We start from the raw sequence: 23,122 nt of genomic DNA, 5'->3' as shown, positions 1-23,122 counted from the left end.
TTTGGGGAGGTGCGCGGCGGTTATGAATGCGAAGCGAACGATCACACTTGGCGTTTTTATTATAGCAACGCTGGGTGTCGTGCTTAGCCGATTCTACCTGAATGTGCAGAACGAACACTGGGATGAGAAACGTGTAGCTGTTGAAAAAGCCTATGTGGGAAGTATGATGACAAAGGCATCAAAGGTGGATTTTTTCTACGGTGATGAGCCGTTTCAGATTGTATATGGGGAGAACAAGCTAGGACAGCGTTTAATTGCATGGGTATCTGCTGAAGATGTTCATACGGAAATGGCGGAGGAAGCCTTCACAGAAGAGCAAGCCCGCGCTGCGGTATCGAAAAAGGTGCCGACTAGTGAAATTGAGCGAGCAATACCAGGCAAACTAGGAAATGACTATGTATGGGAAGTATTTTATAAGACGAAGGATGATAGAGGTACGCGGTATTTCTATGATTACTATACCTTCAAAGATGGTACTTATCTGGATACCTATCGGCTCAGCCTTCAATAAGAAGGTTGAGTTTTTTTTGTATTAAAACTAGAGTGCTGACTTCATAAGTTTCCACTGTTTACATAAGGCATATCGTATATAAGTGATGATATACTTATCGTATTGCTTTAGAGGCATACAAATACATCATTACAGAAAGGTGGACGCCAACCTATGAAGATGAAACTGCGCGTTTTACCTGTTATTTTGAGCGTGATTATTTCGGCTGGTGTACTTTTTGGAGGCTGGTTCGCCTATACAAGTTTTGCGATGGAAAATCCATTATCACATATCATTAATACGGCACCAGGTGTAACGAATTCCACGATGAAGCTTTCTTCGAATCAAGTGGATGTTGAGTTGACTTTGAAGCCTGACGCTAATTTACGACAAGTTGTTGAGTTAATTAAAGACGAAGGCGCATCGATTATCGGGAAACGTACTGTAAATATAACGATTAAGAATCAACCCTCAGACAAGCTGGATCAATGGTGGTCTAAAGCGTTATTTGAGGTAGCTCAAGCGATGGAAACGAAGCATTATGCGGATATTCCAACAACCTTAGAGAAATATGCAAATGGTGTGCCTACGATGAACGTAGACAGCGAAATGGATGAGTATAATGTTTACATTCGACTAACAGATGGTGATACGACTAAATTTATCATGCTGCCAAGAATCTCCCAGATCGGAGTGTGGCCGAATGAGTAAAATATATAAAGAAATTGGGATTGGATTTATTCCTGTTTTTCTAGTGTTCTTAACTTTCCTAGGTGTGAATGTGATACCTATCTTATTCGTGAGTGCGCTGGGTGGATCGTTATTGTATATGATGAAAACCCGCGGCGGTATCGGAGCCGCAGCAGGCGGAGGAGATCGGAAAAGCAAGAACCGGACCCCTTCGTTTCTCACTTTTGATGAAATTGGCGGACAAGATCGGGCGAAGAAAGAATTGATGGAAGCACTTGATTTCTTGATTAAGCATGAGGAAATTAAGAAGCTAGGCATTCGTCCGCTGAAAGGATTACTATTGACAGGGCCCCCTGGTACAGGGAAAACTTTAATGGCCAAAGCCGCTGCGCATTATACGAATTCTGTTTATATGGCTGCTTCAGGCAGTGAGTTTGTTGAGATGTATGTAGGTGTCGGTGCAAGTCGAGTACGTGATTTATTTAAGGAAGCAAGAGCTCGTGCTGTCAAAGAAGGCAAGGATAATGCCATTATTTTTATTGATGAAATTGATGTTATTGGTGGAAAACGGGACGGTGGCCAACAACGCGAGTATGATCAGACATTGAATCAGTTGTTGACGGAGATGGATGGGATTCATACGAATGATGCACCGAGAATTCTCATTATTGCCGCAACGAATCGGAAGGAAATGCTCGATAGTGCTTTGCTGCGTCCTGGCCGATTTGACCGACATATCGAGGTTGATCTGCCAGATAAAAAAGGTCGTTTAGCCATTCTGCATATCCATGCCAAAAATAAACCGTTAGCTGAAGGTGTTACTTTGGAGCAAACGGCTGATCAAACCTTTGGCTTTTCAGGTGCACAGCTTGAGGGCGTGCTGAATGAGGCAGCTATTTATGCGATGCGTGAAGATAAGCCAGCGATTGAGCAGCCTCATTTGGCTTCGGCAATTGATAAGGTTATGATGGGGGAGCGAACAGATAAAGAAACAGCGAATGGTGAGAAAGAACGTGTGGCTTATCATGAATTAGGCCATGCTATTATTGCAGAGCTTGTTCGTCCAGGGTCCGTTTCCCAAGTAACAGTGAGTCCGCGTGGGAAAGCCTTGGGGTATGTTCGTCATAACCCGCCGCAGGATCATTATTTGTATACGAAAGATTATATCGAAGATCAGATCATGATTGCCCTTGGTGGATCGGCAGCGGAAGAAATGATTTACGGAGGTCGCAGTACCGGGTCTCGCAACGATTTCGAACAGTCGCTTTCCATGGTTCGTAACATGATGGATGCCGGACTTACCAGCTTGGGTATTATTGATCGTGAGATGGTGACGAAGGAACAGCTAATGAAAGAAAATGCTGCCATCCTGGATGCGTTAATGCTGCGTACGAAGAAAATGTTAGATGAGCAACGCAGTGTGTTTGAGCACTCGTTCGCAATTCTGATGAAGGAAGAAGTACTTTCTGGTGATACTTTTCGTACATTATTTGACGCTTCTGTGTCACAAAGTGCATAATAATGACCGTTGGCCAATTAGGCCAGCGGTTATTCGCTTTACTACACGTGTGCATGATACATATAATTATAAAGTGACGGAAGAAGTAAGGATGAAGGAGAAACAAGCTATGATGTTCAGAACAATTGGTGTCATTGGCGGAGGGACGATGGGGCAGGGCATTTCCGAAATGCTGGCCGCACGTGGTCTTGATGTCATACTTGCCGAGAAATCAATAGAAAAGCTAGACCGCGCTTTTGAGCTAATTACGGTCAGTTTAGATAAGCAAATTGAACGTTGGGCTTTGACAGAAGCAGAGAAGAAGTCCATCCTTTCGAAAATCAAACGAGCCAACTCGATTCAGGACATGGCTTCCTGCGAGCTCGTGATTGAAACGATTTCAGAAGATTTGAATGCGAAAAAGCATGTCTTTTTCCTACTCAATCAAATATGCTCGCCTCAAATCATACTAGCAACGAATACTTCTACGTTAAGTGTGACGGAGATTGCAGCAATTACAACGCATCCTGAGCGTGTCATTGGTTTGCATTTTCTACATCCGGTAGCCAAAGTGAATCTTGTTGAAATCGTACGGGCGATGAAAACGTCGGACGAGACTTATAATCTTACACGTCAGTTTGTGGATGACGTACTCACCAAGAAGAGTATTAAAGTGAATGAATCACCAGGATATATTACGACGAGATTGATCTGTACGCTCATTAATGAGGCATTGCACACCTTATCCGAAGGTGTCGCTTCCGCGGAAGATATCGATCAAGCGATGCGTATCGGCTATGATTTCAAACATGGTCCACTGGAGATGTGTGACCGGTTCGGGCTAGATGCTGTATTGGCTGCGCTAGAGGGGATGTTCCGTGAATACGGCGATATCAAATACCGTCCTTCCTATTTGCTGAAACAAATGGTACGTGCCGGTCATCTTGGTGCTAAGACGGGAGAAGGTTTCTTCCGTTACGACAAGGATGGTGACCGACTATGAATATTCTGGTCATCAATGCTGGCAGTTCATCCGTGAAATATCAACTGTATGATATGGAAAATGCAATTGTACTGGCAAAGGGTAGAGTAGAACGCATTGGGATGGATACCGCTATCCTGATGCACGAACCAGCGGGCAAACCCGAATTTCACAAGGTGGATGAAATTCTAGAGCATACAACGGCCATCCGCAGAGTGCTGGATGTGCTTGTCCATCCGGAGCATGGCGTATTGACCGCCATCTCACAGATCGATGCTGTTGGCCACCGTGTCGTCCACGGAGGCGAATCCTTCAAGAGCTCCGTCCTCGTCACGGACGAGGTGAAGAAGGAGATTCGGCGTCTCTTCGATTTGGCGCCGTTGCACAATCCGGCGCATATGCTGGGCATCTCGGCGGTGGATGCGAACATGCCTGGCGTGCCGCAGGCAGTCGTCTTCGACACCGCCTTCCATCAGACGATGCCGGCGAAGGCCTACCTGTATCCGGTGCCGATGGCGCTCTACCGGAAACATAAGGTGCGCCGCTATGGTTTCCACGGTACGTCGCATAAGTACGTGAGCGAGCGTGCCGCTGCCTTCCTAGGACGCCCGCTAGAGCAGTTGAAGCTCATTACCTGTCACATTGGTAATGGCGCTTCCTGCGCCGCTGTATGGGGCGGCCAGTCGGTTGACACGAGCATGGGAATGACTCCGCTCGAAGGTCTGATGATGGGCACGCGCAGCGGCGATCTGGATCCGGCCATCGTGCCCTATGTGATGGGCAAGGAGGATTTGACGATCGGCGAGGTGAGCTCCATGCTGAATAAGCATAGCGGCCTGCAGGCGATCTCAGGGATCTCCAGCGACATGCGTGAGATCGTGGAAGCTGTGGAAGCGGGCGATAAGAACGCTACCTTGGCTTTTGAGATGTATGCGTATCGGCTGCGCAAATACATCGGGGCTTACGCCGCGGCGATGAATGGCGTCGATGCGATTGTGTTTACCGCAGGCGTAGGCGAGAATTCCGCACCGCTGCGTAAAGCGGTATGCGAGGGCTTGAGCTTCCTTGGGGTTGATTTTGATGAGGAAGCGAACCTGCTTGGTAGAGGTATAGAAAAGCGAATAACTAAGCGTGGTTCAAAGGTTGAAGCACTTGTTATTCCAACAAATGAAGAATGGGTCATCGCACAGGATACTTACAGTCTCGTGCAATCACAGTCCGACTGATTCTTTCGTGGAAATCGGGAAATAGTGTACAATAGTAGTGATCTTCAGTTCTAGGGAGGAAGGATATCCAAATGAAAAGTACAATAGGTGAAGTGAAACATCATGTCGGCGAGTCAGTTACCATTGGCTGTTGGCTTAACAAGAAACGCTCAAGTGGTAAAATTCAGTTTTTGCAGCTTCGTGACGGTTCGGGATATATACAAGGTGTTGTTGTTAAAAGTGAAGTGAGTGAAGAAGTGTGGGAAGCAGCTTCTAAGCTAACTCAAGAGAGCTCCTTATACATAACGGGAAAAGTAAAAGAAGACACACGCTCCAAAGGCGGTTTCGAGCTCGACGTGACTGGCGTAGAAATCATTCAAGTCACCGAAGAGTATCCGATTACACCGAAGGAACACGGTGTGGATTTCTTAATGGACAATCGTCACCTGTGGATTCGGAGCCCGCGTCAGCGTGCGGTTCTTGTGATTCGCGCAGAAATTATCAAAGCGGTTCAAGCGTTCTTCAATGACAGAGGGTTTCATTTGGTGGATCCGCCAATTTTGACACCATCCTCTTGCGAAGGCACGACGAACTTATTCCACACGAAATATTTCGATGAAGATGCCTTCTTGACGCAAAGCGGACAATTATATATGGAAGCAGCTGCGATGGCACTAGGCCGCGTATATTCCTTCGGTCCTACCTTCCGTGCGGAGAAATCCAAAACACGTAGACATCTCATCGAGTTCTGGATGATTGAGCCAGAGATGGCGTTCGTGGACCATGTAGAAAACCTGGAGGTACAAGAGCAATTCGTATCGCATATCGTACAAACGGTGCTGCAGAACTGCCAAGCGGAGCTTGAAACGTTGGAGCGAGATACATCCAAGCTAGAGAAAATTAAAGGCAGCTTCCCACGAATCACATACGATGAGGCTGTTGACTATCTGCAAAAAAATGGGCATGAATTCGCTTGGGGAGAAGATTTCGGAGCTCCTCATGAGACAGCGATTGCAGCTCAGTACGAAACACCGGTATTTATCACTCACTGGCCAACGGAGATTAAGGCTTTCTATATGAAACCAGATCCAAGTCGTCCAGAAGTCGTACTGTGTGCCGATATGATCGCGCCAGAGGGCTATGGTGAAATTATTGGGGGAAGTCAACGGATTGATGACCCTGAATTAATGGAGCAGCGCTTCAAGGAGCATGAGCTTTCTCAAGAGGCGTATCAATGGTATTTGGATCTTCGCAAATATGGAACTGTACCGCATTCCGGTTTCGGTTTAGGCTTAGAGCGCACAGTTGCTTGGATTTGCGGTTTGGATCATGTGCGTGAAACCATTCCATTCCCACGTTTGTTATACCGTCTATACCCTTAAGTAGTGGCATTGTCCATGGGGAGAAAGGGGAAAGACGTATGAGTACGCAATCGAATACACAGATGAAGGTCGAAGCGATCCTGATGAATAGCTTTCTGGAGGGGAGTGTCGCGGTCCCGAGTCTATTGCTCAAGCATTATCGTGCACTACTTTTGAGTGAAGTTGACGTCATGACACTGATTCATTTCATTTCTTTTGTTGAAAAGGATAGGAACACATTCCCGACACTGGATGAAATCCAGGAGCGAATGTCAGCTTCACCAGATGTCGTTATTGCCAGTGTGCAGAAGCTGATTCGTGAGCAGTTTATCGCGATCGATGAGGATACGCACGAAACAACAGGGTTTCGAAGCGAGCAGTATAACCTGACGCCGCTCTATAAGAAATTAGCGAAACGCGTGGCGGAGCAGCAGCTGAAAGAGTTAGCGGAGTTGGCGGCAATTACGCAAGGGCCTAGCGATGATCGAGTGAAGAACATTTATACAACCATCGAAAATGAATTCGCTAGACCGCTAACGCCAATGGAACTGGAAACGATCAGCAATTGGCTGGACAAAGATATGTACAAAGAAGAGCTGATCATGACCGCTTTGAAAGAAGCTGTGTTTGCCGGGAAAGTCCATTTCCGGTATATTGATCGGATTTTGCTGGATTGGAGTCGCAATCGCGTCTCGACAGTGGATCAGGCTAAAGAGTATTCGCAGCGGTTTAGGCAGTCGCGATAATAAGGGAAAACGCCCATTTTTCTCTCCGAAAGGATAGGGAGGTGGGCGTTTTTTTTGCTACTTCTCTGTGTATTGTGCCAACCCCCGGCCCCAGACCCCGTGATTCTCCCCCCAGTATGAGAATTGTGTAATTAGGAACTTAATGTAGCGTTATGAGTGTTATGCGAGTAATTGAAGAGTATAACGATAAAGAGAAGAAATTGGAGGAATGTGGAGTAATGTTGCAAGTCCTCTAGCCTGTCAAAAATGCAAAAGAGCATTTTTCGAATGGTTTCCTCCCTCTTTTATTGGATATTGATGCAAATAGGCATCAAATGGGAGTGATATCAGGAGATTTTCCTGAGAAACCTTAAAAAGGTTGCCTATTCGCACGCATTTCCTAATTTCGATCCTAAATTAGTAGAAAAGGTTGTATTTTTGCATTTTTGAGGAAGGGGAGTGGAGAGGTGAGAGGTGAGAGTCAGAATGAGAATGAGAGTGAAAGTGAAAGTGAAAGTGAAAGTGAAAGTAAGTGAGTGTGTGAAATAGTACGATCATCCAAAACTACGCGCTGCCTCACAGCCCCCCCGAAGTGTCTTGCCTACCAGCACTCAGCCAGTGCATACATGATCATGTTCACAAACCGCATAGCTACGACTACCCTGCCGCTAACCCACGTTGTCTCCAGGCCTTTAATCACCCGCTACCCCAAGTCCCCAGCTTCCCGCCTACGCCAGCGAGAGCTCATCTGCCGAAATACCACCCGATTACCTAGCCTGACAATATTGCCTCCGACCCCCAAACCCTGATTCTCACCATAAAGATACGGAACGAGAGGCTGCTAGTTGTATGAAAATAGCCAATAAAAAAAGTTGCAGAACGAGGTCCTATATTTCGCAGCAAACGCAGTAAATGCGCTGAAATTACGAAATAGCGGACTGACGTTCCACAACTTTAAGTAAAAGGTAAATTTAAGTGAAATAGCGGCACCACGTTCCGTAACTATAGGCTAGAGAGTTCGCGGATACACGTGGATTAGATTACTTCTTTAGCAAATGCAAGCGGTACACATATTCGAATAAGAATTCGAACGCTTCGAGGTGACGCTTTGCTTCAAAGGCATTCGCTCCCCAAGCGTAGATCCCGTGTTTACGGAGCACAATCCCTGGAATACGCGGTACGATCGCACCTTCAACAAGCTCAGCAATACGCGGAATTTCCGCATAATTTGGCAGAATCGGGATCTCGATCTGCGCTTCCTCATCCCAAATGTTGAATGCTTTGATCAACTCAACGCCATCAACTGGAATGCTCCCACGTTCTCCATACAGCTCGGAAGCTAAGTTGTTAAAGATTGTATGCACGTGGAAAATGGCGCCAGCACCTGTTAAGCGGTAAATCTCACTATGGATCAAGGTTTCAGCTGATGGCTTAAGGCTTGTAGCTTCCGTCGGCAAACCTTTCTCATTGACGAGAAGGAAATCCTCAGGAGTTTGGACGGATTTATCTCTACCGCTAGACGTGATAGCGAACGTGAAAGCACTTGGTTCAAAGCCGCCAACACGAACAGATAAGTTGCCGCTTGTCGCAGGAAACCATCCACGCGCCGCTAGATTGGCTTTGATGTCTCGTAATTCAGCGAAAGCACGCTGTTTTTCTTCTAGTAAAATACTCATTTGACGGGTTCAGCCTCCAATTGCTTAATGATATCGAAGAACGTTTCGAAGGGGTGGTACGCATAGCCAAGTTGATCGCAACGCTCGATGAGGTGAGATCTGGCAAAAATCGTATCCACTAACTTAGCACCTTCAAAATCGGTGATGCTGTCTCCGATAATAATCCGCTCATACCGCTCAGGATTGTAGGAACGAATGATACTTGTTTTGCACATCCCGCAGTCGGTTTGACAATGTGCATCACACGGGTTCGGCCACAGGATCTCGATGGTTTCCCCTTCGAAAGAGCTGGCATTGCAATAAATATGATCTTCAGGAATCGCAAACGTACGAAGCAGTGGATAAATAAAGAAATCAATCCCTCCGCTAGTGATCAAAAGGGTAATTCCTTGCTCCTTGCAGTAGGAGACAAATTCTTCAAAACCATCACGGATAGTCGCATTGTTGATCGCATAGTCCACAATCTCCGATTTACGTGAGGTAGGCAGGAGGGCAAACATGGCCCCCACACCTTCACGAATCGATATTTGCTGCGTCACAATCTGCTCGACGATGCCTTCCCAACCTTCAGGATTGAAGTGCTTCATAATCGCTACGATGTTATCGTTAACGGTGATCGTACCGTCAAAGTCACAAAAGATAATGCGTTCCTTGCTCATTCTCTAATCCCCCATGTGTCTATAGCTGATTGTAGCTCTGGATGTGTTAGGGCGTAATCGCGTAATGTTTTGCCATGTAAAGTCGCGTCAATTGCTTGGCGGAAAGCTTGTCCTCCAGCGATAGTGCCCATCGGGTGACCGTGGATACCGCCTCCGGCGTTCACAATAACATCCTGTCCGAAATCACGCAAAATGAGTGGAACTAGACCAGGATGGATACCCGCAGAAGGAACAGGGAAGCTTGGTGCTAATTTTAATTCTAGATCAGACGGCGCCTGATATGTGTAATCTTTACGTAAATCCTGCGTTAGCAGCACGTGCTTAATGGCTAAATTCTCTTCCTTCGGCATTACAACGGAGCCATAGGGGGAAGGGAATAACACCAAATCAGCACCAGCAAGACGCATTAATTTGCCTAGTAAGACAGAAGGCGAGATGCCGTAGTGCGGTGACGGATAGGTAGCTCCAGCCAAGGCAGGATGTGCCATGATCGGAATGTTAATGTCCGGATCTGAGCTTAACTCATGCAGAACATCGAAGCCGTATGCCAACACATTGAAAAGCAAAGCATTAGCGCCAGCTGCGATGGCTTTCTTGGCTTGTGAAGCAAGTTTGGAGGTTGATCCAGTCAAATTAACTGCATAGAGCAGCTTTTGACCCGTTTCCTTCGTGGCTTGTTCAGCTGCTTCAAGACAAATCGCAATGCGTTTCTCCATCGGTGTTAACGGATTTTCAAATAAAATCTCGTCATCCTTGATAAGATCGACGCCACCAGCCGCTTGTAAGTAAAACTGCTCACGCAGTGCTGGCAATTCATACCCGACAACGGATTTGAAGATGCTCATTAGCAGTGGGCGATCATGCACGCCTAGAAGATTACGAACGCCTTGCATGCCAAATTTCGGTCCAGGGAATCCTGCAAGGAAATCAGAAGAGAAGGCAAGGTCGATCAGCTTGATTTTGCCATCCATAGACAGCTTACCGAAAACAGTCACTAACAGCGCGGGAATATCTCGGCTATAGTTCACATCGGGATAGGCGATGGTAATATCCGCATAGCGTCCGGAAATAGGTTCACCAGCCCCAGGCTCATGGACTTCAACGGAAACGACTTTACCCAAATGCTTCTCCATAGAAGCTTTCTGAGCCTCAGGCAGTTCCGTCCAGCTACCAACGGTAAGACCAACAGCGATGCTTGTTGCTTTTTTATGAAAATCGGCTTTCTCATCGAAACTCCGATACGTTGCTAAACAATATGAACTCATGACGAACTTTCACCTGCTTTACTAGAATCACTTCACTTAGGTTCCACTTGTTTCACAGAAACGGATTAAACTGTTTTTCCAACAGTGCTGGTAGCGGCAATTTGTTCGCCCATTTCCTTCGTGCGAGCGGCACAATGCAACACAGCTTGATGGATAGCCTCATCGAACTGATAGCGATCCAAAGCTTGAATAGCAGCATGCGTTGCTCCGTTAGGAGACGTCACTTTACGGCGTAGTTCCGCAGGGTGTTCCTTCGTATTTTGAACCATGTGCGCTGCGCCGAGCACCGTTTGAAGCGTTAATTGATTCGCATCTTCTTCAGTTAGACCGCCTTCGATCCCCGCTTTAATCATCGCTTCCATGAGGTAGTACACATAGGCAGGACCACTTCCGGAAATGCCAGTAAGGATTTCAAGCTTATCTTCTTCTACAATCGTAACAGTCCCAACCGCTTCAAACATTTGGATGGCAAGCTGCTTGAATGTATCATTAACCTTAGACGAGAAGCTCATTCCTGTTGCGCCTAATCCGATAGTGGAGGAAGTATTTGGCATCGTACGAACGATGGGCAAGTTGGATTGTAGAAGTCTTTCCGCTTTTTCGATAGAAAGGCCTGCAATTACGGAAATTAACAGCTGACGCTCGCTCAAAAGCGGTTGAAGCTCTGCAAAAGAAGTTTCCACATCTTTAGGCTTCATACAGAGAACAACAACGTCGGCTTCTTGTATAATTGTATGTTTCGTCGCTTGATCTGAAGTGGCTTGAACGCCATATTCCGAGCATAAAAATGACAAGCGATCCTGATTGGAGCGATTCATCATATATACGTTTTGCGGATTCGCGACTTTCGTCTGGATAAGTCCGCGGACGATGGCTTCAGCCATGGAGCCTGCGCCCACAAAAGCAATTTTAACTTGCGATAACATGATTGACATTCGTTGTTCCTCCTCCTAAGATTTATTCGCGTATTTGTCCGCTTCCGTAGACGCGGTATTTGGTTGAAGTTAGCGCAGGCAGCCCCATAGGACCACGTGCATGAAGCTTCTGCGTGGAAATGCCGATCTCAGCTCCGAATCCGAACTCAAACCCATCGGTGAAACGGGTAGAAGCGTTATGATAAACCGCAGCAGCATCCACTTCTTGCAGGAATTTCTCAGCATTAGCAGCATCTTCTGTCACAATACACTCGGAGTGCATCGTACCATAGTTACGAATGTGAGCTAGCGCCTCATCTAGATCCTTAACAACTTTGATGGATAAAATATAATCCCCGTACTCTGTGCCCCAATCGGACTGTTCCGCAACCAGCATACTTGGTACCAAAGCTCTTGAACGCTCGTCACCCCGCAACTCAACATGAACGCCTTGGAAGGCATCGGCAATCGCAGCTAAATGCTTCTCTGCAATGGCTTCGTGTACAAGCAAAGTCTCCATACTATTACAAACAGAAGGACGTTGCGCCTTCGCATTAATCCCGATTCGAATCGCCATATCGAGCTGTGCACTTTGATCTATAAAAGTATGACACACCCCTGCACCTGTTTCAATGACTGGGACGGACGCGTTATTGACAACATTTTGAATAAGTGAGTGTCCACCACGTGGAATTAGCACGTCAATGAGACCATTCAGCTTCAACATTTCATCGACGGAGCTGCGATCTGCGCTTAAGATTAATTGCAGGGCATCTGCTGGCAAGTCAGAACGCTCTAAGGCTGTATGCAGTACCTCCACAATTTTCTCATTTGAAAATAGGGCTGAAGATCCGCCACGGAGCACAACCGCGTTGCCTGTTTTGAGACAAAGACCTGCCGCATCAACCGTGACATTCGGTCTAGCTTCATAAATAATGCCGATAACGCCGAGTGGTACACGGATTTTGTGAATGCGCAGACCATTAGGGCGATCAAAGGATTCAAGCGTATCCCCAATCGGATCAGGCAGCTCTGCGATTTGACGAAGGCCTTCGGCCATCGCCGCAATGCGTGTTTCGTTTAACGCCAATCGGTCTAGCAGAGAAGCGCTAGTGCCTTGCTCTTTGCCACGCTGCAAATCCTTGCTATTGGCTTCAATGATCGCTTGTTGCTCCGTAATTAAGGCGTCTGCCATCAGCAATAAGGCTGCATTCTTTTGCTCCGTTGTGAGATTGCCCATCGCTTGGGCAGCTTGCTTAGCAAGCTTAGATTTGTTAATAACTTCACTCATGGGAAGACCTCCTAGTTAAATAAGGATTGGCAATGCGTTAACAATTGTTCCACGTTCAGTTCATAGACATCGCCTTGACGTCGTTCTTTGCATTCGATAATTCGCTCGTTCGTTTTCTTTCCAACTGTTAACCGTAAAGGGAAGCCGAGTAAATCAGCATCGTTGAATTTCACGCCAGGGCGTTCCTCACGATCATCCCACAGGACCGAATAGCCTGCGCTAGTTAAGGCGTGATAGATCTCTTCGGATAATGCCATTTGGGCTTCATCCTTCACTTGAACAGTTAACAGATGAATGGAATAAGGAGCAATGGCATTTGGCCAAATGATGCCTCGCTCATCCTGGTGCTGTTCGATTACAGCAGCTAGAACACGAGAGACGCCGATACCATAACAGCCCATGATCATTGGCTCAGAGACGCCATTTTCATCGCTAAACGAAGCGCCTAAGGATTCACTATATTTGGTGCCGAGCTTAAAGACGTGACCAACTTCAATTCCTTTGGCAAAAGCGAGTTCATGACCGCAATGAATACAGCTTTCTCCTTGGCCCACATTGCGAACGTCAACATAGGTTAATGCACCAAGATCACGTTGAACATCTACGTGCTGAAGATGATAGTCCGCTTCATTGGCGCCAACAACCGCGTTGTTTAAGCCTCGAATCGATGTGTCTGCAAGTAATTTGACGCTTGAGAGACCAACCGGCCCAATAAACCCGGCTATCGAACCAAGCGCTTTGATTTCAGCTTCGGTTAGCATCGTGATTTCAACTACACCGAGAACTTGCTTTAGCTTGATCTCATTGATTTCGAGATCTCCACGGATGAGCATGATCACAGGCGCTCCGTCCGCTTGGACGGCAACGGATTTGATAATTTGTTGCGGTGCAATGGTAAGGAATTGGCTTAATTGTTTGATGCTCGTTATGCCCGGTGTGTGTATTTTTGTTGGTTGTGCATATGGCACGTCAGTAGATGAAGCACCTTCGTTGGTAATTACGCCAGTGGCTTTCTCCAAATTAGCCGCATACTGACAGGAAGGACAATGTACAATTGTATCCTCACCGACATCCGCTAAGGCCATGAATTCATGCGTATCCGTACCGCCAATCGCGCCGGAATCGGCTTCAACAGCACGGAACTGCAGGCCGCAACGTGTGAAAATATTGACATAAGCTTCAAACATCGCTTGATAGCTGGCATCCAGACCGCTTGCTGAGCGATCAAAAGAGTACGCATCTTTCATGAGAAACTCACGGCCACGTAACAGGCCGAATCGTGGTCTGCGCTCATCGCGATATTTTGTTTGGATCTGATATAACGTGACGGGTAACTTTTTATAAGAATGAATCTCATCTTTGACAAGTGTTGTAATCACTTCTTCATGTGTAGCACCTAATGCAAATTCACGGCCATTTCGGTCTTCAAGTCGCATTAATTCAGGACCGTAGACATCCCAGCGACCAGAGGCTTTCCATAATTCGGCAGGATGGAGGGCAGGCATGAGCATTTCTTGTGCACCAGCGCGGTCCATTTCTTCACGCACGATCGTTTGAATATGTTGAAGGGCCTTAAGACCCAAGGGTAAATAGGAATAAATACCGCTGGATAACTGACGAATGAGTCCTGCTCGCAGCATAAGTCGGTGACTGGCTGCCTCGGCATCTCCCGGTACATCTCGTAAAGTTGGATTAAGTAATCGTTGTTGTCTCATGTGTAGGGAGATCCTCGCTTTCTATAGGTGAATCTAAACTTAGGTCAAAGGCACCCATTCATCGCGGTGGATGACTTCGATGCGTGAAACTTCGACGCGTTTCTGGACTTCGTCCGTCGATAATCCTGCCGCGGCTTGAACTTGCCAAGCTGCATAATTAACGACGCCGCGGCCCAGCAGCGCGCCTTCACTACAGATCACCTCGACGACATCGCCGGGGTGGAAGTCACCAACCGCTGACGTGATACCAGCGGGGAGCAGGCTCTTCCCACCGTTGATCAAGGCTGCTTTCGCCCCTTGATCAACGATGATTTGCCCTTGGGGCAGCGAGTGGAAGCCGACCCACTGCTTCTTGACCGGCAGATTGTTCAGCGCCGTGTCAAAGTACGTTCCCTTGCCGGTACCACCCACGGCAAGGTTCAGATCATCGGGCTCAAGTACGCGCCCGATGAAGACCGGCACGCCCCCGCGCATCGCGATGCGGGCGGCCTCGACCTTGGAGCGCATGCCGCCGGTGCCGACCGCGCTCCCTGAGCCTCCAGCGAAGCTGAACAGCTCATCGCTGATGGCGTCTACGCGATCGATTCGCTGTGCGTTCGCGTTCTTACGAGGATCGTCCGTGTATAGGCCGTCCATATCGGTAATGATGATCAATTTGTTCGCTTTGACCAAATTGCCTACCAATGCCGACAACGTATCATTGTCGCCGAATTTCAGTTCATCCACCGAGACGGTGTCGTTCTCGTTAATAATTGGCACCACGCCGCGCTGCAGGAGCTCGTCAATCGTCATCATCGCGTTCTGCACGCGCTTGCGGTTGGAGAAGTCGTACCGGGTCAGCAAAATTTGCGCCACGCTTACGCCGTGGGAGGCAAAGGCTTCATGGTACGCCTGCATTAAGAGCGCTTGGCCGACGGCTGCCGCGGCCTGCTTCTCATGCAGCACCTTGGGCCGTGTGCGATAGCCAAGGGAGGTGAAGCCTGCGGCTACTGCGCCGGAGGTCACGAGCAGCACTTGGCTGCCGCTGCGCTGCAAGTGCGCGAGTTCAGCCGCAAAAAAACGTATTTTATCCGGATTCAAGCCACCCGTATCTGAGGTTAATGAGGAGCTGCCGATTTTGACTACGATTCGCTGAGTCATATTCATCCCATCCTTCGATTTCCAACTATGTAGATACAAAAAAGACTCCCGTCCTTAAAACATAAGGACGAAAGTCTGTTGCTTCCGCGGTACCACCTTAGATTAGCGCATATCAAATAGAAAGCGCTCAACTCTAGATTCCCTGTATAACAGTAGGGCTCTGTTCAACTCATCGTTGACGGTTCAGGGGCGGGTTCGGATTCGGTTCACGGCAAGCTCTCTCAGTCAATGGAGCTCACTCCCTGGTTACGTGCGGCACGATTCGTACTATTCCCATCATAACGTTGCTGTTTGGAATTTTTAATTCTATCTAGAATAGCATGGTACGCGAGACTTTGTAAAGGTATAAATGGCTTGCTTTCAAGGTTCTTTGGATAATTAGGAGTTAAAAAGATTTAATTTCCCAATCCGCTGCACAGCCTCTTCCAATCGCGCTTCCGAAGAAAGAAGGCCCAGTCGGACGTAGCCCTCACCGTGCGTTCCGAAACCAACGCCTGGTGCTACGACAACTTTTGCTTCCTCCAGTAGTAAATCGGCAAGGCTTTGGGAGGAATGTCCTTTCGGTACAGGCAGCCACGAGAAGAAGGAACCTTGCGATGGTTTAGCGTTCCAGCCGATGCTGGCGAGTGCCGTGTATAACGCGTTCCGACGACTTTCGTACACATCACGCAGCTCTGTGACACAGTCTTGTGAGGCAGTTAATGCTGTAGCCGCTGCTGCTTGGATACCACCAAACAAAGAGCAATAGTAGTGATCTTGCATCAAGTTAATGAGGCGAATGACTTCTTTGTTGCCAAGGGCAAAGCCTACACGCCAGCCTGCCATATTGTATGTTTTGGACAAGGTATAGAACTCAATGCCTACTTCCTTGGCTCCAGGGGTTTGCAGGAATGAGATCGGCTTCTGACCATCAAATCCAATAGCTCCATAGGCGAAATCACTGGCAACAACGACACCATTTTTCTCAGCGAAGGCAACTGTTTCCTCATAAAAAGAAGCAGGAGCTGTCGCACCCGTCGGATTGTTCGGATAATTAATGAACATAAGCTTAGCACGGTCCAGATCAGACTGCTTTAACTGCGAATAGTCAGGCAGGAAGTTATTTTCCTCACGTAACGGCATGAATGCCATCTCTGCACCTGCTAGTGCGACACCAGACCAATAATCGGGGTAGCCAGGATCAGGAACAAGGCATACATCGCCTGGATTCAATAAGCATTGGGCAATTTCGATGAGACCTGTTTTACCGCCGAACAAGATCGCAACTTCGGTATCGGGATCCAAATCCACGTTGTGATCCTCTTTATAACGTTGTGCAATCGCCTGTTTCAGAAATGGAAACCCGCTGAATGGCGGATATTTATGATACAACGGATTCGCAGAAGCTTCCTGTATGGAAGTCACAATATGCGGAGGCGTAGGACGGTCAGGATTCCCTTGGCCTAAATTTATGACATCATGGCCAGCGGCAATTTGTGCATTTGCTTTGCCAACGAGCGTTGCGAAGAATTGTGTAGGCAGACCCTTCATTCTTTCAGCTGGTTGTATGGCAAATCGAGAGGTTGTTGAAGATACGTTTGTCACGGTTTAATTCACACTCCGGAGGTCGGGATTTTAAACTATACCCTAAATGTAACATGATTAATCTTTTTTTCATAGTCGATGAAGATTTTGAATTGGTCATCTTTTTCATATTGCTCTAAGATGATGGTAACAAATGTAAAAGGGGATGAACGCGGATGGCATCGAACACGCAAGTTGCTGAAGTATTTCTACAGGAATCTATACGTGCTTTTCAGAGTATGAAGAAGTTGGCGGACAAATCATTTGCACAGACAGCGGAGTCATTCTTTTATCAGACTATAGATGAAGAATCGAATTCACTGGAAGTGATTATGAAGCATATGCATGGGAATATGTTGTCCCGTTGGACGGATTTTTTAACCTCTGATGGGGAAAAAGGGTGGCGTGATCGTGATGGTGAATTTGAAGGTGACCACCTTTCTCGGGAAGAGCTGCTTGCGCAGTGGGAGGCGGGTTGGCAAGTTGTGATGACGACACTGCAAACCTTGACTCCTGAAGATGTGCTGTCTCACGTTCAGATCCGAGGCGAAAGTCATACGGTATTGCAAGCGATTCAACGTCAAGTATCGCATTATGGTTATCATGTCGGGCAAATCGTGTTGCTTTGTAAGCATTGGGCAAGTACAGATTGGCAGACGCTCAGCATCGCTAGAGGGCAGTCCAGACAATTTAAACCTACGATTTAAGCGTGATACGTGTTGAGTTGAGCGTACTTTTCGACTAGTATGTAGTCATAGATGTTTTTTTACCACATAAGAAAGTAAAAGTTTTCGGTTCCCGAAAACGTCTTGCTTATTGGCGATAAAACCTACCTCTAGACGCGGTCGCTCATCTTCGAATGGCCTCGATAGAGGTTTTCTCAATCGGAGGGAGTCAACTCGACATGTCACAGTCACAACTACTTAATCTTGCTCTAATTCAAATGGATATTGCGATCGGTGAACCCGATGTGAATTATGCGGTGCTCGAAACAAAGCTTCTTGAAGCCGTTGACGCGGCACAGAAGCCAGACGTCATCATTTTTCCTGAGATGTGGAATACTGGTTATGCACTAACTGAAATTCATCAACTTGCTGATGTGAATGGGGAGCGGACGAAGGCGTTTTTGAGCTCTTTTGCTCGGACGCATCAGGTGAACATTATCGGTGGATCAATTGCGGATAAAAAAGAAGATCGTGTACTTAATACGATTTATGCTTGGAATCGCGAAGGTAACGAGATCGCAGAGTATTCCAAAATCCATCTGTTCCGACTTATGGATGAGGAGAAGTTTTTGCACAGTGGGGAGCAACTAGGCTTGTTTGATCTAGAAGGGGTTCCTGCTGGGGCGATGATTTGTTATGATATTCGTTTTCCGGAGCTGTCACGCAAATTGGCGTTAGATGGCGCTCGTATTTTGTTCGTGCCTGCAGAATGGCCGCATCCACGATTGCACCACTGGCGTACACTGCTTATGGCGCGAGCAATTGAGAATCAAATGTACGTAGTTTCTTGCAATCGTGTTGGGACGAGCGGTACGACAAATTTCTTCGGTCATTCGATGGTCATCGATCCTTGGGGCGAGGTGCTTGTTGAAGGTGATGAGAACGAAGCAATTCTTCGGGTGACGATTGATTTAGAAGAAGTTGTCCGCGTTCGAGGTAAAATACCTGTTTTTGAAGATCGTCGGCCCCATTTGTACTAGGGAGATTGATTTTTGCTGCGATATTCTGTAAACTAAGACCAATTGAATGATCAATTATGGCTGTGAAGGATGAATAGTACTTGAAGGACTTCATGTTCAGCGAGCTGGGGATGGTGAAAGCCCAGAATGAAGGTCAAGGAAACGGCTATCCGGAGCCTATACGATAAAGGGGATATATGCTTGTATCAGGTATATCAACTAGGGTGGAACCGCGGGTGCTAAAGCTCTCGTCCCTAGGCATTATTTGATGCCTTTGGATGTTGAGCTTTTTTGATGTTTGCTCATATCCAAACGGCTGTCAACGGTCGAAGACCCACATATAAGAAGCTTAAGGAGCGATTGAACAATGAGTGTAACAATGGAGCAAGTCGTCGCATTAGCGAAGCACAGAGGATTCGTTTTCCCAGGTTCAGAAATTTATGGCGGTTTGGCTAATACATGGGATTACGGCCCGCTTGGTGTTGAATTGAAAAACAACATTAAACGCGCATGGTGGAAAAAATTCATTCAAGAATCCCCGTATAACGTTGGATTAGATGCGGCAATCTTGATGAACCCGCAAGCATGGGTGGCATCCGGTCACGTAGGTAACTTCAACGATCCAATGATCGATTGTAAAAGCTGTAAAGCACGTCACCGTGCGGATAAATTGATCGAGAACAAGTTGGCTGAAAAGGATATCGAAATCATCGTAGACGGTATGACGTTTGATGATATGATGAAATTGATCGTGGAACACAACATCGTGTGTCCAGATTGTGGAAGCAAAGATTTCACAGATATTCGTCAATTCAACCTGATGTTCAAAACGTTCCAAGGTGTAACAGAAGCGAGTTCAAACGTTGTTTATCTTCGTCCAGAAACAGCACAAGGGATCTTCGTTAACTTCAAAAACGCACAACGTACAATGCGTAAAAAGCTGCCATTTGGTATCGGTCAAATCGGTAAAAGTTTCCGTAATGAAATCACGCCAGGTAACTTTACGTTCCGTACGCGTGAATTCGAACAAATGGAGCTTGAGTTCTTCTGCAAGCCAGGTGAAGACTTGAAATGGTTCGAGTACTGGAGAAGCTTCTGCCATAACTGGCTGTTATCCCTAGGTGCAAAAGCCGATAACCTTCGTCTTCGTGATCATAACGACGATGAGTTGTCACATTATAGTAATGCGACAACGGATATCGAGTACAAATTCCCGTTCGGTTGGGGCGAGCTTTGGGGCATCGCGGATCGTACGGACTACGATTTGAAGCAGCACATGGCGCATTCCGGTGAAGATTTCAACTACATCGATCAAGAAACGAATGAGCGTTATGTTCCTTATTGTATCGAGCCGTCCCTTGGAGCAGACCGTGTTACTTTGGCGCTTCTGATTGATGCGTTTGAAGAGCAAAAATTGGAAGGTGACGACAGCCGCACAGTTCTTCACTTCCACCCTGCGTTGGCACCTATGAAAGCAGCGATTTTCCCACTTTCCAAGAAATTGAATGAAGGTGCACAAGCTGTATTTGCAGACCTTGCGAAGCATTTCATGGTGGATTACGATGATACAGGATCCATTGGTAAACGTTACCGTCGTCATGATGAGATCGGTACGCCATTCTGTATCACATATGATTTCGAGTCCGAGACAGATGGTCAAGTGACGGTTCGTGATCGTGATACAATGGTTCAAACGCGTATGCCGATTTCGGAGCTAAAAGCCTTTATTGAGAATGCCCTACAGTTCTAATTGTTACTTGAAAACCCCTTGTGAGCACGTCAAATGACGTAAGCTTACAAGGGGTTTTTTTTTTAGATAACATAATCTAAGACTTCACTGTAAGGTAAGTAACGTCGAACTTCACGCAGCGGCGGTGTATACACATGGATAGAAATAGCCGGTTCATGAAATGGATTGCTTAACTGGTGAATTTGATTAGCAGGCGCAGTGAAGTATTCCCCTGCTTGGATGAAGTCATCCTTATGAGCAACAGGATAGCCTTCTGTATCTAATAAGAAGGTTGAATTCACTAAGGATCCTGAAACCAAATAAGCCGTGCCTATGGACAAGCCATGGTTATGGATGGCTGTTGAGCGGGAAGTTGGAATGTGAATGACGATAACTTCCAGTTCGGGTGAGCTAAACACTACATTTCTACCATAGGGTAGTTGATTGGGTTCGGTTTTGAAATCTGGAACGAAGATTAGATGTCTCTCTATCGATTGAAGTGCCTCTTTTAATTGTTCCAGAGTTGGTGCATGCAACTTACAGAATGTCTGTTCAATTGCTCTGATGAGCGTCATTGGCATCTCGCCTCCTAGGCATTCTTATCTCTTTATCAATATTAATTTGGGAATGGATAAGTTTTGTTTATATAATATGCCTTGGTGTTCCAAAAGGTTAGGGTTAAATGTAAGAATTTAAAGCGGAAATCAGTCTGCAGACGGGGATATGTTTCAAAGATGGTTCATGAAGAGAGTCAAATCGAAAGTTACAACCAAAGAAGTGTAACTAGACGAATAGCCGAGGTTTAAGAGTGTTACCTTCCGATGTTAGAAAGGGGACACTTTTTTCGTATATATCCTACGAACGGCACATGCCAGAAATCCTTATTCCTGATGGAAGAACTGCAAACGCTATCTTTTTGTAGTACAAGTATACTATCTTCTTAGAATTACTACCTTTGCACTATTTCAAGCATTCGATTTGAGCCTTATAGTTAGTGACACATGCGCGAAAAATACATAAATTTGTAAAGGTTGTGAAGATAGGGGCGACGGCATACGACAAATAATTCAATTCTACTCACAGCATGGATGCTATTTATTTCGGGGTTACATAGGAAAAGGGAGTGGAATTGATGAAAGGATTAGCTGAAGAGACGCAAATGCATGAATTTACAGAGAGAGTCGGCATCTCTCAAGCGGAGATAGCCAAGCTACATGAGAAATCATTTCTTAATGGCGTTCAAAGAGATTCAACGCGCGTGAGGTTTCGCGTGCAAGGGAAAATGATGGAACGGCTACTAGCTAAAAACCAAGGACTCATGGATGTCATCCTTCGGCAAGCACATCTGAAGACGAACACCTTCTACTTTCCTAATTTATTGATGGTAACGGATAATCATGGGGTCATTTTAACGATTAATGGGGATGAAAGATCCATCTTGCAAGCTGCGAATTTGAACAACATCGGGATCGGATCTTCGTTATCGTTGTCTAGTGCAGGGACCAATGCGGTTTCGGCTGCGATTGATCTTCAGCGTCCAGTTTGGATTAGTGGTGAGGATCATTATCTGGATACGATGCATAACTGGGTGACGATGTGCGTTCCGATTCAAACTGCGGATAATCAGATCATCGGTTACTTAGTTTTGACTGCTTTTCAGTATATTTCAGCACCTTTTATGTATCCGTGTATCAAATCAATTGCACTTCTGCTTGAATACGAGTTGAGAAAGACCGAATTACAAAGTAAAACATGGTTCGTTGAAGAGATGCTGGAAGAACGCTTGAAAGCTTTCAAACTAACGCTGCGTGAAAAAGAAGTCGCGACGTATTGGTTGCTCGACTACGATTATAAGCAAATCGGCAAAGTCTTGGGGATCAGCGAGAATACGGTCCGTGTCTATGTAACGAAAATCAATCGCAAGTTGAAAGTCAATTCCAAAGCATCATTAATTTTGAGTGTACTTGGCGCTATTTAAGGTTGAAAGCAAGAAGTCATACATATGCATTACATAGGATTTATACATATTGACGTATTACGTTGAGAAATGGTTCAAATTGTAGAAAAAAGCTTCGATCTTTCACGATGTTTGTGGGGATCGGGGCTTTTTTTGTGTGTTCAACGTCTTTAGGATTTGAATTTTCAAGAAGGGTCAGGAGCGAAAAGCAAGTAACTGCCCGAGTAGTTCGGGTTTTTTATGAATGAATACCTTGGAAATCCCTTACATGCTTTGGCATGGTTAAAATTTACATATACGAGGAAGACCCATTTTTTGAGGAATTTGCTGAAAAAGCGCGTTCGATCTTATACATATGCAAGTGGTATATAAAAGCAATGGAATTAATAGGGTACGCGTACATTTCAAAAGAACTATATGAAACCGCTTCCTAAGTACGACTTTTATAGCGAAATCCCGACTTCGGCCCCCTGCACCTGCCCCCACCTAGATTGAATTCCCTATGAAATAGCGTCTAAATGGCTAACGTGGCTTAAGAATTATAGTTCATGCATTAGGTCATTTGAATTAATAAATAT

Annotated in this window: 20 protein-coding genes; 11 read left to right on the top strand and 9 right to left on the bottom strand. The window is 46.2% G+C overall.

All coding sequences use genetic code 11. The features are described from left to right. Positions 1 to 22 precede the first annotated feature (22 nt). The 7 genes from ASL11_RS12510 (at position 23) to ASL11_RS12480 (ending at position 6,972) form a co-directional block, all read left to right on the top strand. Positions 23 to 511, top strand: coding sequence for a cell wall elongation regulator TseB-like domain-containing protein (locus tag ASL11_RS12510; protein WP_056614234.1), 489 nt, complete (start codon positions 23 to 25; stop codon positions 509 to 511). A 153-nt stretch (positions 512 to 664) separates the two neighbouring features. Further along, entirely contained in the window at positions 665 to 1,201 is a 537-nt protein-coding gene (locus tag ASL11_RS12505; RefSeq protein ID WP_056614230.1) for a hypothetical protein, read from the top strand. Next, complete coding sequence (locus ASL11_RS12500; protein WP_056614227.1) at positions 1,194 to 2,699, top strand: AAA family ATPase; 1,506 nt, start codon at positions 1,194 to 1,196, stop codon at positions 2,697 to 2,699. Before ASL11_RS12505 ends, ASL11_RS12500 begins: the two co-directional genes overlap by 8 nt. A gap of 109 nt (positions 2,700 to 2,808) precedes the next feature. Further along, on the top strand, positions 2,809 to 3,681 hold the full coding sequence (locus ASL11_RS12495) for a 3-hydroxyacyl-CoA dehydrogenase family protein (RefSeq protein WP_056614224.1): 873 nt from the start codon (positions 2,809 to 2,811) through the stop codon (positions 3,679 to 3,681). Further along, positions 3,678 to 4,886, top strand: a complete 1,209-nt coding sequence (locus tag ASL11_RS12490) for an acetate kinase (RefSeq protein ID WP_056614221.1) — start codon at positions 3,678 to 3,680, stop codon at positions 4,884 to 4,886. The genes ASL11_RS12495 and ASL11_RS12490 overlap by 4 nt, the downstream gene beginning before the upstream one ends. Before the next feature lie 65 nt (positions 4,887 to 4,951). After that, positions 4,952 to 6,247: an asparagine--tRNA ligase gene (asnS, locus tag ASL11_RS12485; protein WP_200962441.1), complete on the top strand. Its 1,296-nt coding sequence runs from the start codon at positions 4,952 to 4,954 to the stop codon at positions 6,245 to 6,247. Between the two features lie 38 nt (positions 6,248 to 6,285). Then, positions 6,286 to 6,972: a DnaD domain-containing protein gene (locus ASL11_RS12480; protein ID WP_056614216.1), complete on the top strand. Its 687-nt coding sequence runs from the start codon at positions 6,286 to 6,288 to the stop codon at positions 6,970 to 6,972. Between the two features lie 1,019 nt (positions 6,973 to 7,991). Here ASL11_RS12480 and mtnB read toward each other — a convergent pair. The 8 genes from mtnB to ASL11_RS12440 form a co-directional block, all read right to left on the bottom strand. Then, entirely contained in the window at positions 7,992 to 8,627 is a 636-nt protein-coding gene (mtnB, locus tag ASL11_RS12475; RefSeq protein WP_056614215.1) for a methylthioribulose 1-phosphate dehydratase, read from the bottom strand. Further along, positions 8,624 to 9,286 (bottom strand): 2-hydroxy-3-keto-5-methylthiopentenyl-1-phosphate phosphatase, encoded by a 663-nt coding sequence (locus tag ASL11_RS12470; RefSeq protein ID WP_056614213.1) that lies wholly within the window; start codon positions 9,284 to 9,286, stop codon positions 8,624 to 8,626. The genes mtnB and ASL11_RS12470 overlap by 4 nt, the downstream gene beginning before the upstream one ends. Beyond that, positions 9,283 to 10,551 carry a 2,3-diketo-5-methylthiopentyl-1-phosphate enolase gene (locus tag ASL11_RS12465; protein ID WP_056614211.1) on the bottom strand — a complete coding sequence of 423 codons (1,269 nt, stop codon included), beginning with the start codon at positions 10,549 to 10,551 and terminating at the stop codon, positions 9,283 to 9,285. Before ASL11_RS12465 ends, ASL11_RS12470 begins: the two co-directional genes overlap by 4 nt. Positions 10,552 to 10,616: 65 nt before the next feature. Further along, positions 10,617 to 11,486, bottom strand: coding sequence for a pyrroline-5-carboxylate reductase (gene proC / locus ASL11_RS12460; protein WP_056614209.1), 870 nt, complete (start codon positions 11,484 to 11,486; stop codon positions 10,617 to 10,619). 22 nt (positions 11,487 to 11,508) lie between these two features. After that, entirely contained in the window at positions 11,509 to 12,756 is a 1,248-nt protein-coding gene (locus ASL11_RS12455; RefSeq protein WP_056614207.1) for a glutamate-5-semialdehyde dehydrogenase, read from the bottom strand. An 11-nt stretch (positions 12,757 to 12,767) separates the two neighbouring features. Then, a complete protein-coding gene (locus tag ASL11_RS12450; RefSeq protein ID WP_056614205.1) occupies positions 12,768 to 14,471 on the bottom strand; it encodes a proline--tRNA ligase in 1,704 nt (567 codons plus the stop codon). A gap of 39 nt (positions 14,472 to 14,510) precedes the next feature. Next, positions 14,511 to 15,611 carry a glutamate 5-kinase gene (proB, locus tag ASL11_RS12445; RefSeq protein WP_056614203.1) on the bottom strand — a complete coding sequence of 367 codons (1,101 nt, stop codon included), beginning with the start codon at positions 15,609 to 15,611 and terminating at the stop codon, positions 14,511 to 14,513. 378 nt (positions 15,612 to 15,989) lie between these two features. Continuing rightward, positions 15,990 to 17,195: a pyridoxal phosphate-dependent aminotransferase gene (locus ASL11_RS12440; protein ID WP_056614200.1), complete on the bottom strand. Its 1,206-nt coding sequence runs from the start codon at positions 17,193 to 17,195 to the stop codon at positions 15,990 to 15,992. A gap of 155 nt (positions 17,196 to 17,350) precedes the next feature. On the opposite strand from ASL11_RS12440, the gene ASL11_RS12435 reads away from it, so the two are divergent. From ASL11_RS12435 to ASL11_RS12425, 3 genes are all read left to right on the top strand, one after another. After that, a complete protein-coding gene (locus tag ASL11_RS12435) occupies positions 17,351 to 17,881 on the top strand; it encodes a DUF1572 family protein (RefSeq protein ID WP_056614197.1) in 531 nt (176 codons plus the stop codon). Positions 17,882 to 18,078: 197 nt separating this feature from the next. Continuing rightward, positions 18,079 to 18,879, top strand: a complete 801-nt coding sequence (locus ASL11_RS12430; RefSeq protein ID WP_056614195.1) for a carbon-nitrogen family hydrolase — start codon at positions 18,079 to 18,081, stop codon at positions 18,877 to 18,879. Positions 18,880 to 19,225: 346 nt separating this feature from the next. Further along, the gene (locus tag ASL11_RS12425) at positions 19,226 to 20,608 is read left to right on the top strand and encodes a glycine--tRNA ligase (RefSeq protein ID WP_056614192.1); all 1,383 of its coding nucleotides are present in this window, start codon (positions 19,226 to 19,228) and stop codon (positions 20,606 to 20,608) included. A gap of 62 nt (positions 20,609 to 20,670) precedes the next feature. Here the strand turns inward: ASL11_RS12425 and ASL11_RS12420 are convergent, their stop codons facing one another. Beyond that, positions 20,671 to 21,162, bottom strand: a complete 492-nt coding sequence (locus ASL11_RS12420; protein WP_056614189.1) for a cysteine dioxygenase — start codon at positions 21,160 to 21,162, stop codon at positions 20,671 to 20,673. A gap of 557 nt (positions 21,163 to 21,719) precedes the next feature. On the opposite strand from ASL11_RS12420, the gene ASL11_RS12415 reads away from it, so the two are divergent. Further along, complete coding sequence (locus ASL11_RS12415; protein ID WP_056614185.1) at positions 21,720 to 22,565, top strand: LuxR C-terminal-related transcriptional regulator; 846 nt, start codon at positions 21,720 to 21,722, stop codon at positions 22,563 to 22,565. Positions 22,566 to 23,122 lie beyond the last annotated feature (557 nt).

It is taken from the genome of Paenibacillus sp. Soil750 (assembly GCF_001428045.1).
In the GTDB taxonomy this organism is placed as follows: domain Bacteria; phylum Bacillota; class Bacilli; order Paenibacillales; family NBRC-103111; genus Paenibacillus_E; species Paenibacillus_E allorhizoplanae.
Note: the sequence above shows the minus strand (reverse complement) of the source record. Positions and strands in the feature narration are given on the sequence as shown.

Bases quoted from the DNA above. Each gene is read 5' to 3' on its own strand.
- ASL11_RS12480 (WP_056614216.1), top strand. From the start codon at position 6,286: ATGAGTACGCAATCGAATACACAGATGAAGGTCGAAGCGATCCTGATG.
- proB (WP_056614203.1), bottom strand. From the start codon at position 15,611: ATGACTCAGCGAATCGTAGTCAAAATCGGCAGCTCCTCATTAACCTCA.
- ASL11_RS12455 (WP_056614207.1), bottom strand. From the start codon at position 12,756: ATGAGTGAAGTTATTAACAAATCTAAGCTTGCTAAGCAAGCTGCCCAA.
- ASL11_RS12450 (WP_056614205.1), bottom strand. From the start codon at position 14,471: ATGAGACAACAACGATTACTTAATCCAACTTTACGAGATGTACCGGGA.
- mtnB (WP_056614215.1), bottom strand. From the start codon at position 8,627: ATGAGTATTTTACTAGAAGAAAAACAGCGTGCTTTCGCTGAATTACGA.
- ASL11_RS12470 (WP_056614213.1), bottom strand. From the start codon at position 9,286: ATGAGCAAGGAACGCATTATCTTTTGTGACTTTGACGGTACGATCACC.
- ASL11_RS12505 (WP_056614230.1), top strand. From the start codon at position 665: ATGAAGATGAAACTGCGCGTTTTACCTGTTATTTTGAGCGTGATTATT.
- ASL11_RS12490 (WP_056614221.1), top strand. From the start codon at position 3,678: ATGAATATTCTGGTCATCAATGCTGGCAGTTCATCCGTGAAATATCAA.
- ASL11_RS12415 (WP_056614185.1), top strand. From the start codon at position 21,720: ATGAAAGGATTAGCTGAAGAGACGCAAATGCATGAATTTACAGAGAGA.
- ASL11_RS12435 (WP_056614197.1), top strand. From the start codon at position 17,351: ATGGCATCGAACACGCAAGTTGCTGAAGTATTTCTACAGGAATCTATA.
- ASL11_RS12495 (WP_056614224.1), top strand. From the start codon at position 2,809: ATGATGTTCAGAACAATTGGTGTCATTGGCGGAGGGACGATGGGGCAG.
- ASL11_RS12500 (WP_056614227.1), top strand. From the start codon at position 1,194: ATGAGTAAAATATATAAAGAAATTGGGATTGGATTTATTCCTGTTTTT.
- ASL11_RS12420 (WP_056614189.1), bottom strand. From the start codon at position 21,162: ATGACGCTCATCAGAGCAATTGAACAGACATTCTGTAAGTTGCATGCA.
- proC (WP_056614209.1), bottom strand. From the start codon at position 11,486: ATGTCAATCATGTTATCGCAAGTTAAAATTGCTTTTGTGGGCGCAGGC.
- ASL11_RS12465 (WP_056614211.1), bottom strand. From the start codon at position 10,551: ATGAGTTCATATTGTTTAGCAACGTATCGGAGTTTCGATGAGAAAGCC.
- ASL11_RS12425 (WP_056614192.1), top strand. From the start codon at position 19,226: ATGAGTGTAACAATGGAGCAAGTCGTCGCATTAGCGAAGCACAGAGGA.
- ASL11_RS12430 (WP_056614195.1), top strand. From the start codon at position 18,079: ATGTCACAGTCACAACTACTTAATCTTGCTCTAATTCAAATGGATATT.
- ASL11_RS12510 (WP_056614234.1), top strand. From the start codon at position 23: ATGAATGCGAAGCGAACGATCACACTTGGCGTTTTTATTATAGCAACG.